Raw genomic sequence first — 13288 nt, forward strand, 5'->3', positions numbered from 1 at the left:
TAGTCCTTGGTAGGTAGAAATCTGGCTTTGCACCCCCAAATGCCAAACAAGAGGCCATCGCCTCCACCGCAATTTTGCAGTACGCTTTGGGGTTAACCCCGTATTCTAGCGACGCCCGCTCGCGCGTGGCATACCCGACCTATGCACGAAGTCACTCCAGAGGCACCCCGCGAGGGGGAATTCATCCAATATCCCGGCTCTCCATTCACGTTGTTCCAGCCGTATCCGCCTGCGGGCGACCAGCCGGCCGCCATTGATGGGCTCGTGGAAGGCATTGATGACGGTGAGGCCTTTCAGACCTTGCTGGGCGTGACGGGCTCGGGCAAGACCTTCACGATGGCCAATGTGATCGCGCGCACCGGGCGCCCGGCCATCGTGTTTGCGCCCAACAAAACCCTGGCCGCGCAGCTGTACAGCGAGTTCCGCGAATTCTTTCCGAAGAACGCTGTGGAGTACTTCGTCAGCTACTACGACTACTACCAGCCCGAGGCCTATGTGCCCCAGCGCGACTTGTTCATCGAAAAGGACAGCGCCATCAACGAGCACATCGAGCAGATGCGCTTGTCGGCCACCAAGAGTGTGCTGGAGCGCCGCGACACCATCGTGGTGGCCACCGTGTCGGCCATCTACGGTATCGGCTCGCCCGAGTCCTATACCAAGATGCGTTTCATCCTGCGCGTGGGCGATGAGCTGAGCCAGCGCGATGCCATCGGCCAGCTGGTGCGCATGCAATACAAGCGCAACGATGCGGATTTTTCGCGCGGTACCTTCCGCGTGCGGGGCGACACCATCGACGTGTTTCCGTCCGAGCACAGCGAGATGGCGGTGCGCATCGAGCTGTTTGACGACGAGGTCGAGAGCCTGCAGCTGTTTGACCCGCTGACGGGCCGCGTGCGCCAGAAAGTGCCGCGTTTCACCATCTACCCCAGCAGCCACTATGTGACCCCGCGCGACCAGGTGCTGGTGGCTGTGGAGACCATCAAGGAAGAGCTGGCGCTGCGCCTGAAGCAGCTGGTGGGCGAGGGCAAGCTGGTGGAAGCCCAGCGCCTGGAGCAGCGCACCCGGTTTGACCTGGAGATGCTGACCGAAGTGGGGCACTGCAAGGGCATTGAGAACTACAGCCGCCACCTCTCGGGCGCAGCGCCCGGCGATCCGCCGCCGACGATGACGGACTACATGCCCAAGGACGCGCTGATGTTTCTCGACGAGAGCCACCAGATGATCGGCCAGCTCAATGCCATGTACAACGGCGACAAGGCGCGCAAGACGACCTTGGTGGAATATGGCTTTCGCCTGCCCAGCGCACTGGACAACCGCCCGCTGAAGTTTGGCGAGTTCGAGCAGCGCATGCGCCAGGTGGTGTTTGTGTCGGCCACGCCGGCCGAGTACGAGAAGACCCATGCGGGCAAGATCGTGGAGCAGGTGGTGCGACCCACCGGCCTGGTCGACCCCGAGGTGGAGGTGCGCCCTGCCACCCACCAGGTGGACGATGTATTGCAGGAAATCCATGCGCGGGTAAAGGTCCAGGAGCGGGTGTTGATCACCACCCTGACCAAGCGTATGGCCGAACAGCTGACCGAGTACCTGACCGACAACGGCGTGAAGGTGCGCTACCTGCACTCCGATGTGGAGACCGTGGAGCGTGTCGAGATCATCCGCGATCTGCGCCTGGGCACCTTTGATGTGCTGGTGGGCATCAACCTGCTGCGCGAAGGCCTGGACATTCCCGAGGTCTCGCTGGTGGCGATCCTGGATGCCGACAAGGAAGGCTTTCTGCGTGCCGAGCGCAGTCTGATCCAGACCATTGGCCGTGCGGCGCGGAACATGAACGGAAAGGCCATTCTCTATGCCGACCGCATCACCGACTCGATGCGCAAGGCCATGGATGAAACCAGCCGCCGCCGTGAGAAGCAGATGGCTTTCAATACGGAGCATGGCATCGTGCCGCGCAGCATTGTCAAGCAAGTGCGTGATTTGATCGATGGCGTCTACAGCACCAAGGCCAGCGACGACATGGACCGCGCCCAGCAGGTGGCGATGAGCCGGGCCCAGGTCGAGGACATGTCCGAGAAAGAGATTGCCAAGGAAATCAAGCGCCTGGAAAAGCAGATGCTGGAGGCGGCGCGCAACCTCGAATTCGAGGCTGCAGCCCAGGCCCGCGATCAATTAACCATCTTGAAACAAAGGGCTTTTGGCGGGGCCTCTTCAGAGGCAGGGAATACCCGCAGCCTCTAGTGGTGTCAGTTTCTGTAAGTAATCTTTGCTTACCCGAGCGAATTTAGGGGGCATTGTGCTATACTGACACAAATTACTCAACAACAAGAAAAAAGCCTATCGATGAATGGGACCTACCCTGCATGCAGGGTGGAGCGACAGGCTACGACGATGTCATTGCGGGTGGCTTGCCTGCATTGGGCGTCCATGGTTATCAAGCCTGACCTCTAAGGAACGATTATGCGTCTCACCACCAAAGGCCGATTTGCAGTGACTGCAATGATTGATCTGGCTTTGCGCCAGAACAATGGCCCGGTAACTTTGGCTGCCATCAGCCAGCGTCAGCAGATCTCGCTGTCGTATCTGGAGCAGCTGTTCGGCAAGCTGCGCCGCCATGAACTGGTGGAGTCCACCCGTGGCCCTGGTGGCGGCTACACGTTGGCCCGCAAAGCCGCTGAGATCACAGTTGCCGACATCATTGTGTCGGTAGATGAACCTATTGACGCCACGCAGTGCGGCGGCAAGGAAAACTGCATGGGCGAGGCCGGTCGCTGCATGACGCACGAACTCTGGGCATCGCTGAACCAGCGCATGGTCGAGTTTCTCGATTCCGTCACCCTGCAAAAGCTGGTTGATGACCAACTGGCCAAGGGCATCCAGATCGAAGACAAGCCGATCGTGCGCCGTGCCATCTCGACCACGCCGGTGGTCAAACCCATCCGTGTCACCGCACCAAACTCGGTGTTTGCACTGGGCAATGTGTTTGCCAAATCCTGATTCTTGATGCGGCGCTGGTCGCCGCATCCCCGGTGCCTTCGGGTGCCGGGAGGTCTTGTTGCGCCTTCCAGAAGGTGTGCAAGTCATTCGATGATTGCGTTTTGAGTTTTTGCGGGTGCCCTCCAGCACGCGCCAGTAGAGCCAGATATGGACACGACCCCACACTTCCCTATTTACCTTGATTACGGCGCCACCACGCCCGTGGACCCACGCGTGATTGAAGCGATGATTCCCTGGTTGTCCGAGAACTACGGCAACCCTGCATCGCGCAGCCACGCATGGGGCTGGACGGCGGAAGAGGCGGTTGAAAAGGCCCGTGCGCAAGTCGCCGCGCTGATCAACGCCGATCCGCGTGAAATCGTCTGGACCAGCGGTGCCACCGAGTCGGACAACCTGGCGCTCAAGGGCGCTGCCCAGTTCTACAAGGGCAAGGGCAAGCACCTGATCACCGTCAAGACCGAGCACAAGGCCGTGCTGGACACGATGCGTGCGCTGGAGCGTGAAGGCTTCGAGGTCACCTATCTGGACGTCAAGGAAGATGGTCTGCTGGACCTGGATGTGTTCAAGGCGGCCATCCGCCCCGACACCATTCTGGTCAGCGTCATGTTCGTGAACAACGAAACCGGCGTGATCCAGGACATCGACACCATCGGGAACATCTGCCGCGAAAAGGGCATCATTTTCCACGTGGATGCGGCGCAGGCCACCGGCAAGGTCGAGATCGATGTCACCGCGCTGAAGGTGGACCTGATGAGTCTGGCTTCGCACAAGACCTACGGTCCCAAGGGCATTGGCGCGCTGTACGTGCGCCGCAAGCCACGTGTGCGCATCGAAGCGCAGATGCACGGCGGTGGCCATGAGCGCGGCATGCGTTCGGGCACCCTGGCTACGCACCAGATCGTCGGTATGGGCGAGGCTTTCCGCATCGCCAAGGAAGACATGGCCAAGGACTACGCCCATGCCAAGGCGCTGCAGCAGCGCATGCTGGACGGTCTGATGGACATTGAACAAGTGTTCGTCAACGGTGACCTGAACCACCGCGTGCCCCACAACCTGAACATCAGCTTCAACTTCGTCGAAGGCGAATCGCTGATCATGGGCATCAAGGGTCTGGCCGTGTCCTCGGGTTCGGCTTGCACCTCCGCCAGCCTGGAGCCCAGCTATGTGCTGCGCGCCCTGGGTCGCAGCGATGAGCTCGCCCACAGCAGTCTGCGCATGACGTTTGGCCGCTTCACGACGAATGAAGACATCGACTACGCCGTGGCATCGATCCGTGAAAACGTGACCAAGCTGCGCGAATTGAGCCCCCTGTGGGAAATGTACAAAGACGGTGTTGATCTGAGCACCATCCAGTGGGCTGCCCACTAAAGCCGGCGCAGCCGATAACTGTTAAGAGGTACCAAGATGGCATATTCCGACAAAGTGATTGATCATTACGAGAACCCCCGCAACGTGGGCTCTTTCGACAAGGGTGATGAATCGGTGGGCACCGGCATGGTCGGCGCTCCCGCTTGCGGCGACGTGATGAAGCTGCAGATCAAGGTCAACGCCGACACTGGCGTGATCGAAGACGCACGCTTCAAGACCTACGGCTGCGGCTCGGCGATTGCATCGTCGTCGCTGGTGACCGAATGGGTCAAGGGCAAGACCCTGGACGAAGCCGCTGCGCTGAAGAATGCACAGATCGCTGAAGAGCTGGCATTGCCACCGGTGAAGATCCACTGCTCGATCCTGGCTGAAGACGCGATCAAGGCTGCAGTCAACGACTACAAGGCCAAGCACACCGCCAAGGCGGAGGCTTAAAGCGCCATGGCTGTCACGCTTTCTGAGTCGGCTGCGCGCCACATTAACCGCTACCTGTCCCGCCGTGGGCACGGCGTGGGTGTGCGCCTGGGCGTGAAGACCACCGGCTGCTCGGGCCTGGCCTACAAGCTCGAGTACGTGGACGAGGCAGCGCCTGAGGACGTCGTGTTCGAAGAGCATGGCGTCAAGGTGCTGGTCGATCCCAAAAGCATGGCCTACATCGACGGCACCGAGCTGGACTTTGTGCGCGAAGGCCTCAATGAGGGCTTCAAGTTCCACAACCCCAATGAGCGTGATCGCTGCGGTTGTGGCGAGAGCTTCAGAATCTGAGGCCTCAGGTTCAGGCGCCCGGTTGGCCTTCATGGGCTGACCCGGCCTTGTTTGTCGGCATCGCTGATGCCAAAACTGCAAACCGCCTGTGCTTTGGCCAGGCGGTTTTTTCATGATGAATCTGCAATCCAACGATTTTGAACTGTTCGCTGTGCCTGTGCAGTTTGCCCAAGATGCCCAGCAATTGGCCGAGCGCTGGAAGGCCTTGCAAAAGCAAGCCCATCCGGACCGCTTTGCATCGCAAGGTGCTGCTGCCCAGCGTGTGGCCATGCAGTGGTCGGTGCGCATCAATGAGGCCTACCAGCGCCTCAAGGACCCGCTCAAGCGCGCCGCCTACCTGTGCGAGATGCACGACGCGCCCATCCGCGCCGAAGACAACACCGCCATGCCCACCGCTTTTCTGATGGAGCAGATGGAGTGGCGCGAGGCGCTGGAAGAGGCGCAGTCGCAAGCCGACGTGGACGCGCTGGACGACCAGGTGGCCAGCGCCCGCCGCGCGATGCTGGAGCGCTGCCAGCAACTGCTGGATGTGGAGCGTGACTACGCACAGGCGGCCCAGCAGGTGAGAGCCCTCATGTTTGTTGCGCGATTTAGCGGCGACATCGACCGCCGCCGCGAGCAACTGGGACAATAGGCTTTTGACCAAGGCAGGGCGGCCCACCAGGCCGCACAGCATGCTTTGGCAACACCCCCGTTGAGACCGCTGCCCCGCACCCCCTGCGGGCCGCAGGCAAGAGAACACAAGATAGATCGCATCCATGGCATTGCTCCAAATTTCAGAACCTGGCCAATCTCCCGATCCCCACCAGCGACGCATCGCGGTGGGCATTGATCTGGGCACCACGCATTCCCTGGTGGCTGCCGTGCGCAACGGCGTGGCCGAATGCCTGCCGGATGATGAAGGCCGGGTGCTGCTGCCATCGGTGGTGCATTACCACACCAATGGCAAGCGCGATATTGGCTATGCGGCGCTCGCCCATCCTGGTGTGGATGCTGCCAATACCATTGCCTCGGCCAAGCGCCTGATGGGCCGCAACCTGGCCGATATCCATGCGCCCGAGCAACTGGCCTATGCGCTGGTGCAGCCCGAGGGCAGCGGCATGGTGGCCATCGAGACCGTGGCCGGCCGCAAGACCCCGGTGGAGATCAGCGCCGAGATCCTGGCCACCTTGCGCTACCGCGCAGAAGACACTTTTGACAATGACCTGTATGGCGCGGTGATCACCGTGCCGGCCTATTTTGACGATGCACAGCGCCAGGCCACCAAGGATGCGGCGCAGCTTGCCGGCATCAAGCTGCTGCGCCTGATCAACGAGCCCACCGCTGCGGCCATTGCTTATGGCCTGGACAATGCCTCTGAAGGCATCTACGCCGTCTATGACCTGGGCGGCGGCACGTTTGACATCTCTGTGCTGCGCCTGACGCGCGGCGTGTTCGAGGTCATTGCCACCGGCGGTGACTCGGCGCTCGGCGGGGACGACTATGACGCGGCACTGGGCCAATGGGTGCTGGAGAAAACCGGCGGCACGGTGCAGGGCGCGCAGGACAAGGCGGTATTGCGCCTGGCCGCCAAGGCCGCCAAAGAGGCGCTGACCGACGCCGACACGGTGACCTTCTCGGCGCAGCTCTCGGGCAAGGACATTGCACTGCCATTGAGCCGTGCCGATTTTGATGCGGCCACCCAGGCCTTGACCGCCCGCACCCTGACGGCCGTGCGCCGTGCGCTGGCCGATGCCCAGCTGGCCAAGGACGAGGTGCAAGGTGTGGTGATGGTGGGCGGCTCCACGCGCATGCCCCAGGTGCAGGCGGCAGTCGGCAACTTCTTTGGCAAGCCCCCGCTGACCAACCTGAACCCCGACGAGGTGGTGGCGCTGGGCGCGGCCATCCAGGCCAACCAGCTGGCCGGCAACGACACCAATGGCGACTTGCTGCTGCTCGATGTGATCCCGCTGTCGCTGGGCATCGAGACCATGGGTGGCCTGGTCGAGCGCATTGTCAGCCGCAACGAAACCATTCCGACCGCACGCGGCCAGGACTTCACGACCTACAAGGACGGCCAGACGGCCTTGGCCATCCATGTGGTGCAGGGCGAGCGCGATCTGGTGGCTGATTGCCGCAGCCTGGCGCGCTTTGAGCTGCGCGGCATTCCACCAATGGCCGCGGGTGCTGCACGCATCCGCGTGTCCTTCACCATCGATGCCGACGGCCTGCTGAGCGTGGGTGCGCAAGAACTGGTGAGCGGTGTCGAAGCACATATCGATGTGAAGCCCTCATACGGTCTCTCGGACGACCAGATCGCGAACATGCTGCGCGACAGCTTCAGCACCGCCCAGGCCGATATGCAGGCCCGTGCACTCGTTGAAGCGCGGGTCGATGGCGACCGCCTGCTGATTGCCACCCAAAGTGCGCTGGATGCCGATGGCGACCTGCTGGCCGACGCCGAGCGCAGCCAGGTCGATGCACTGATGGACCAGTTGCGCCATGCGCTGGCCAACAGCGAAAGCGCGGCCGAGATCGAGGCCAGCACGGATGCGCTGGCCAAGGGCACCGAGGCCTTTGCCGCCGAGCGCATGAACCGTGGCATCCGCCAGGCCCTGGCCGGCAAGAACGTGCAATCCATTTAACCGACTACAGCAAGAAGAACCACAACCCATGCCTATCATCAAAATCCTGCCCCATGCCGAATACTGTCCCCAAGGCGCCGAAATCAAGGCACCTACGGGCACGTCGATCTGCGAGGCGCTGCTGGACAATGGCATCAACATCGAACACGCCTGCGACATGAGCCGGGCCTGCACCACCTGCCACGTGATCGTGCGCCAGGGTTTCGACTCCATGGACCCCTCCGAAGAGGAAGAGGACGATCTGCTCGACCGCGCCTGGGGCCTAGAGCCACAGTCCCGCCTGTCCTGCCAGGCCATTCTGGCGCGCGAGGATGTGACCGTGGAGATCCCCAAGTACTCGATCAACCACGCCAAGGAAAACCACTGAGCATGGGCGGGAGCCGGGCGCAGCGGTGCGACCGGCTTTTACAATCGGTGTTTTGAGTCGAGGAAGTTGTAGATGTCGCGCCAAATTGTTCTGGATACGGAAACCACGGGTCTGTCAGTCGTCGATGGTGACCGTGTCATTGAGCTCGGTTGCGTCGAGCTGCTCAACCGCAAGCTCACTGGCAACAACTTGCACCTGTACTTCAATGCCGACCGGGACAGCCATGAAGACGCGCTGCGCGTGCACGGCATCACCACCGAGTTTCTGGCCGACAAGCCCCGTTTTCACGAGAAGGCCGAAGAGATCCGCGCCTACCTAGAAGGCGCCGAGCTGATCATCCACAATGCACCCTTCGACATGGGCTTCCTGAACAAGGAGTTCGAGCGGGTGGGCATGCCTCCGCTGTCCAGCATGGTCAGCGGGGTGCTCGATTCACTGCTGATGGCGCGTGACCTGTTCCCGGGCAAGCGCAATTCGCTTGATGCCTTGTGCGACCGCCTCGAAGTGGACAATTCCGGCCGCGACCTGCATGGCGCTTTGCTCGATGCCGAGCTGCTGGCCGACGTTTACATCAACATGACGCGCGGCCAGGAGCAACTGCTGTCATCTGACAGCATGGCGTCCAACAACAAATCCGGCTCGGCGGTGGTCATCAAGAAGGTGGACTTTGCGCAGTTCGATCTGCCGGTGATCCTGCCATCCGATGTGGAGCTGGCTGCCCATGAGGACGTGCTCGCGCAGTTGGACAAATCCAGTGGCGGTAAAACTATTTGGAGAAAATTGGCCTAATTTTTACGGCCGGCAATTATTTGCTGTCATAATAGAGGGCTTGACGGCGAGAGATTTTGGGTGATTAGCTCAGCGGTAGAGCACTGCCTTCACACGGCAGGGGTCACATGTTCGATCCATGTATCACCCACCATCCATCGTCGTTACGGTATGTCTGTTGGGACATGCTTGGGGTGATTAGCTCAGCGGTAGAGCACTGCCTTCACACGGCAGGGGTCACATGTTCGATCCATGTATCACCCACCACAATTTAGTTTCGGTAGGCCTCTTTGGGGCGTACTCAGGGTGATTAGCTCAGCGGTAGAGCACTGCCTTCACACGGCAGGGGTCACATGTTCGATCCATGTATCACCCACCAATCAACAAGCCTCTTGAATGCAATGTTCAAGAGGCTTTTTGTTTTCTGTGCGCTGTGTCGGATGCGCTGCACCGCCGTCCACCATGTCGTGCAGGTATCCGGCCTGTCGCTGCCAGGTAAAACCCGCCCCAATGCTGCACCGCTGGGCCGCAAAGGCCTACGATGGCATGTCTTTGGATTCAAGGGTACCGACATGACTGCTCGCACGCTCGCTTCTGGTGTTGGCCTGGCCGCCTTGCTGGCCAGCAGTGGCTGGGCGGCCTCGGCGACGCCATCCAGCCCGGCATCCGCCTCGCAGACCTGTACCGAACAGGCATCGGATGCCTGTTACCAGGGCTTTGACCTGCCGGGCCAGGCCGGGCGCATGCATTTCTATGCCTCGCTGGCGCCGCAAGCGGAAAAGGCCGACGGGTCAGCCGGGCCACAAGCGGCGCTGCTGATCATGCATGGGCACCCTCGGGATGCCAACCGCAGTTTCAATGCCGCGCTGGATGCCGCACGCAGGGCAGGGCGCCTGGACACGACCTTGGTCATCGCGCCGCTTTTCCAGGTGGCCAGCGACAAGGCCGAGCGCTGCCGCACCAAGGGCACCCCTGCACCGGAGCCGGATGATGCGCTGTGGACCTGCAGCAGCTGGCTGGCCGGGAAAAACTCCCAGGCCGGTGCTGGCAGGGCGCCGATCAATGCGATTGCCGCGCTGGACGCCTTGATCGCCCATATCCACCAGCGCTGGCCCAGCGTGCGCCAGATCACCTTGGCGGGCTTTTCTGCCGGTGGGCAAATGCTCCAGCGCAGTATTGGCTTTGCCCAGCAGCCGCCCGTTGGGGTATCGCTGCGCTATGTGGTGGCCGACCCTGGCACCTGGCTGTATTTTGATCCGCTGCGCCCGCAGCCCCAGCGCGCGGGCAGCGATGTGGACTGGGCCGCTTGCAGCGATGCGGCTTGCAGCTACCGCATGCAGTTGCCTGAAGCGCAATCCTGCCCAGGTTACGACCACTGGAAGTACGGCACCCAGGCGCTGCCGTCCTACCTGGGCTCGAACGCCGCCCAAGCCCGGGAGCGCTACCGCCAGGCAGATATCCACTACCTGGAAGGCGCGCTCGACAACCACGCTGGCAAGGGCACCAGCTACGGTGCACTCGATAAATCCTGTGCCGCCATGCTGCAAGGGCCGTTTCGCCGCCAGCGGGGTGACGGCTATGCCGCCTATGTCAGCCAGGTGCTGCAGCCGCCGCGCCCGCAGCCTCTCTACACCGTGCCGGGCTGCGCCCATGATGTGGCCTGTGTGCTGCCCTCGGATGCAGCGCGGTCGGCCTTGTTTGGCACTGCGCCTTGACGGAAGCAGCTTGCAGGCCGGTGACGAAGGCGGGTGGCGCTTTAGCGTGGGCTTGCGGGCTGGGGTGTTGGCAGCGCCGGTAGGGCCGGTGTAACCACTGCAGTGGGCGCCGTGCTGGTCAGCATGCTGCGGTCCAGCACCTCGATGTCGTTCAGCGTCAGCGTGCCGGCGGCCTGCTTGAGCTTGAGCTGCCCTAGCAAGGTGTTGTAGCGGGCCAGTGCCAGGTCGCGCTTGGTCTGGTAGAGCTGGCTTTGGGCGTTGAGCACATCGATATTGATGCGCACACCCACCTGGTAGCCGGTCAGGTTGGCATCGAGTGCCAGCTGGCTCGATGCCTCGGCTGCTTCCAGCGCCTTGACCTGGCTGGCGTTGGACTGCAGGCCAAAGAAGGCGCTGCGCACGTTCTGGGCCACGGTGCGGCGGGCGTTGTCCAGATCGGCCTCGGCCTTGGTCTCCAGCGCCAGGGTTTCCTTGACCCGGTTTTGCACGGAAAAACCGGCAAACAGCGGCACATTGAGCACCACGCCCACGGTCGCCTGGTTGGCGTTGTAGCCATGGGTGGGCATGGTGATGCTGCCCTTGGGGTAGAGCTGGCGGCCGACGGTGGCCTGCAGGTCCACGGTGGGCAAGTGGCCGGTTTCGGCTTTCTTGGTGTCCAAGCGGGCGTTGTCGGTCGCCAGCTGGGCGATGCGGATCTGGGGTTGCTCGCTTTGGGCCTGGTCCACCCACATCAACACATTGTCTGGCGTGGTCGCTGGCAGCAGGACCGGCTGCTTCAGCGGCCAGGGCTGGTTGCCGGGCGTGCCCACGGCATTGTCCAGCGCCAGGCGTTTTACGGTGAGGTCGTTCTCAGCGGCGATTTCCTGGGCGCGCACCAGATCATAGCGGGCCTCCGCTTCGCGCGAATCGGTGATGGTGGCGGTGCCCACATCAAAGTTGCGCTTGGCGGCCGCCAACTGCTCCTTGACGGCGGCCTTTTGCGCCTGCACAAACACCATGCTGTCCTGGGCGGCCAGCACATCAAAATAGGCCTGGGCTACCCGAACCAGCAGGTCCTGGCTCGCGGCATCTAGCTGCAGCCGGGCAATATCGCCGCCCAGCCGGCCTTGCTCCAGCGCAATGCGGTTGGCCGGGCGGTAGAGCGGCTGGCTGGCGGTGATGCCGATCTGGTGGTCGGGGCCGTTCAGGCGCAGCTCGGGGTTGTTGATGGCGGTGTGGCTGTACTGCGACTGGGCCTGCAACCCCACTTGGGGCAGCAAGCCGGCGCGTGCCTGCTCGCCCCGGGAGATGGCCGCATCCAGGTTGGCACGGGCCGATTGCCACTGCGCGTCGTAGCCACTGGCCTGTTCGACCATCTGCATCAGGCTCTGGGCCTGGGCCGGAAGCTGGGCCAGGCCCAGCAGCAGCGCAGCGGCTGCGGCGCAGATTGATCTCGGACGGGGCAGGGCGGGGGCTTGGCGCATGGTGCAGAAGGTGGTGGTAAGAAGGTTGGCACGTGAAGGGCGGTTGCCCACCCCGTGCCGCAAACGACGATGACCGGTGGTCAGTAGCGGGGCACCGAAGGGTCGCGCTCGGCCGTCCAGAGGTCGATGCCGCCGGTCAGGTTGCTGACCTGGGTGTAGCCCTGGCGTTCCAGGAACACGGCAACCTGCATGCTGCGCATGCCGTGGTGGCACAGACAGGCGATGGCGCGGTCTTCGTCGAGCAGGTTCAGCGACGCCGGAATCTGCTGCATCGGGATGTTCAGCAGCTCAAAACCTTCGGGCTTGACCGAGGCAGTCTGCAGCTCCCAGGGCTCGCGCACATCGAGCACCAGAGGGTTCTGGTCTGCATGCTGGGCCAGCCATTCATCGAGTTGCGCGGGGCGGATTTGCTCCATACATCACTTTCTGCAGCGCAGCCGGCCCCCAAGGCCGCCGCGCTGCGGGGGTCATCAGAACTTGAAGCGGGGTGCCTCGGCAAAGCCCTTGAGGCGGGCCACCACGGTGTCCCAAGGCTGGCTGATCGTCAGCCTGCCTTGCGTGCGGGTGTAGACGGTGGTGCGCATCATGGGCTCGGTGCCGACAAAAGCGATCAGGCGGCCGCCTTCCTTGAGCTTGTCGAGCAGCGCTGCCGGCACTTCGTAGACCGAGCCGCTCAGCACGATCACGTCATAGCTGCCGCCGATGGCCTGGGCGTTGGAGCCGTCTTCCAGCACCACATCGACGTTCTTGATCTGGGCGCGGTGCAGGTTGGCGCGGGCCAGCTCGACCAGCGCAGGCTCGATCTCCAGCGAAGTGACCTGCTTGGCCAGGCGCGACATCAGCGCTGCCATGTAGCCCGAGCCGGTGCCGATTTCCAGCACGTTTTCATGGGCTTGCAGCTTCAGGTCCTGCAGCACGCGCGCTTCGACGCGGGGAGGCAGCATGCAGTGGCCGTTGGCGATGGCTTCTTCACCATCATCACCCAGCAAGGGCAGCTGGATGTCCATGAACGCCATGTCCTGCAGGCCATCGGGCACAAACTCTTCGCGGCGCAAGGTGCCGATCAGCTCCAGCACCTGTTCGTCGCCCAGGCTCCAGGGGCGCACCTGCTGCTCGACCATGTTGTAGCGTGCTGCGCGGTACTTATCATCCGTGCTGGGGGACATGTTCAGTGGCAAACTCATTGCAGACTCCGGTTGGCTTGTTGGGGTGGGGCAAGAAAAAACC

General features: G+C 62.4%; 13 protein-coding genes and 3 tRNA genes. 13 read left to right on the plus strand and 3 right to left on the minus strand.

What is annotated here, in order from left to right:
- Positions 1-141 precede the first annotated feature (141 nt).
- From uvrB to LPW39_RS15325, 13 genes are all read left to right on the plus strand, one after another.
- Positions 142-2235, plus strand: a complete 2094-nt coding sequence (gene uvrB, locus LPW39_RS15265; RefSeq protein ID WP_230776811.1) for an excinuclease ABC subunit UvrB — start codon at positions 142-144, stop codon at positions 2233-2235.
- A 219-nt stretch (positions 2236-2454) separates the two neighbouring features.
- Complete coding sequence (gene iscR / locus LPW39_RS15270; RefSeq protein WP_021025851.1) at positions 2455-2991, plus strand: Fe-S cluster assembly transcriptional regulator IscR; 537 nt, start codon at positions 2455-2457, stop codon at positions 2989-2991.
- A gap of 147 nt (positions 2992-3138) precedes the next feature.
- Entirely contained in the window at positions 3139-4359 is a 1221-nt protein-coding gene (locus LPW39_RS15275; RefSeq protein ID WP_230776813.1) for an IscS subfamily cysteine desulfurase, read from the plus strand.
- Between the two features lie 36 nt (positions 4360-4395).
- A complete protein-coding gene (gene iscU / locus LPW39_RS15280) occupies positions 4396-4794 on the plus strand; it encodes a Fe-S cluster assembly scaffold IscU (protein ID WP_021025849.1) in 399 nt (132 codons plus the stop codon).
- Positions 4795-4800: 6 nt separating this feature from the next.
- Positions 4801-5124 carry an iron-sulfur cluster assembly protein IscA gene (iscA, locus tag LPW39_RS15285; RefSeq protein ID WP_133856013.1) on the plus strand — a complete coding sequence of 108 codons (324 nt, stop codon included), beginning with the start codon at positions 4801-4803 and terminating at the stop codon, positions 5122-5124.
- 115 nt (positions 5125-5239) lie between these two features.
- Positions 5240-5758: a Fe-S protein assembly co-chaperone HscB gene (gene hscB / locus LPW39_RS15290; protein ID WP_230777314.1), complete on the plus strand. Its 519-nt coding sequence runs from the start codon at positions 5240-5242 to the stop codon at positions 5756-5758.
- Between the two features lie 124 nt (positions 5759-5882).
- The gene (hscA, locus tag LPW39_RS15295) at positions 5883-7748 is read left to right on the plus strand and encodes a Fe-S protein assembly chaperone HscA (protein WP_230776820.1); all 1866 of its coding nucleotides are present in this window, start codon (positions 5883-5885) and stop codon (positions 7746-7748) included.
- A 28-nt stretch (positions 7749-7776) separates the two neighbouring features.
- Positions 7777-8115, plus strand: a complete 339-nt coding sequence (gene fdx, locus LPW39_RS15300) for an ISC system 2Fe-2S type ferredoxin (protein ID WP_021025845.1) — start codon at positions 7777-7779, stop codon at positions 8113-8115.
- A 72-nt stretch (positions 8116-8187) separates the two neighbouring features.
- Complete coding sequence (gene dnaQ, locus LPW39_RS15305) at positions 8188-8904, plus strand: DNA polymerase III subunit epsilon (protein WP_230776822.1); 717 nt, start codon at positions 8188-8190, stop codon at positions 8902-8904.
- Positions 8905-8962: 58 nt separating this feature from the next.
- A tRNA-Val gene (locus tag LPW39_RS15310) sits at positions 8963-9037 on the plus strand.
- A 38-nt stretch (positions 9038-9075) separates the two neighbouring features.
- Positions 9076-9150: transfer RNA gene (locus tag LPW39_RS15315), tRNA-Val, on the plus strand.
- Between the two features lie 37 nt (positions 9151-9187).
- Positions 9188-9262, plus strand: a tRNA-Val gene (locus LPW39_RS15320).
- A 193-nt stretch (positions 9263-9455) separates the two neighbouring features.
- Positions 9456-10598 (plus strand): hypothetical protein, encoded by a 1143-nt coding sequence (locus LPW39_RS15325; protein WP_230776824.1) that lies wholly within the window; start codon positions 9456-9458, stop codon positions 10596-10598.
- A gap of 41 nt (positions 10599-10639) precedes the next feature.
- On the opposite strand, the gene LPW39_RS15330 is transcribed toward LPW39_RS15325, so the two are convergent.
- The 3 genes from LPW39_RS15330 to LPW39_RS15340 all read right to left on the minus strand — a co-directional run bounded on the left by LPW39_RS15330 (position 10640) and on the right by LPW39_RS15340 (position 13245).
- The gene (locus LPW39_RS15330; RefSeq protein WP_230776827.1) at positions 10640-12061 is read right to left on the minus strand and encodes a TolC family outer membrane protein; all 1422 of its coding nucleotides are present in this window, start codon (positions 12059-12061) and stop codon (positions 10640-10642) included.
- 80 nt (positions 12062-12141) lie between these two features.
- A complete protein-coding gene (locus LPW39_RS15335; RefSeq protein WP_230776829.1) occupies positions 12142-12477 on the minus strand; it encodes a rhodanese-like domain-containing protein in 336 nt (111 codons plus the stop codon).
- A gap of 54 nt (positions 12478-12531) precedes the next feature.
- Positions 12532-13245 carry a protein-L-isoaspartate O-methyltransferase family protein gene (locus LPW39_RS15340; protein WP_230776831.1) on the minus strand — a complete coding sequence of 238 codons (714 nt, stop codon included), beginning with the start codon at positions 13243-13245 and terminating at the stop codon, positions 12532-12534.
- Positions 13246-13288: the final 43 nt, after the last annotated feature.

Origin of the sequence: Comamonas koreensis (assembly GCF_021026195.1) — a bacterium.
Classification (GTDB): domain Bacteria; phylum Pseudomonadota; class Gammaproteobacteria; order Burkholderiales; family Burkholderiaceae_C; genus Comamonas; species Comamonas koreensis.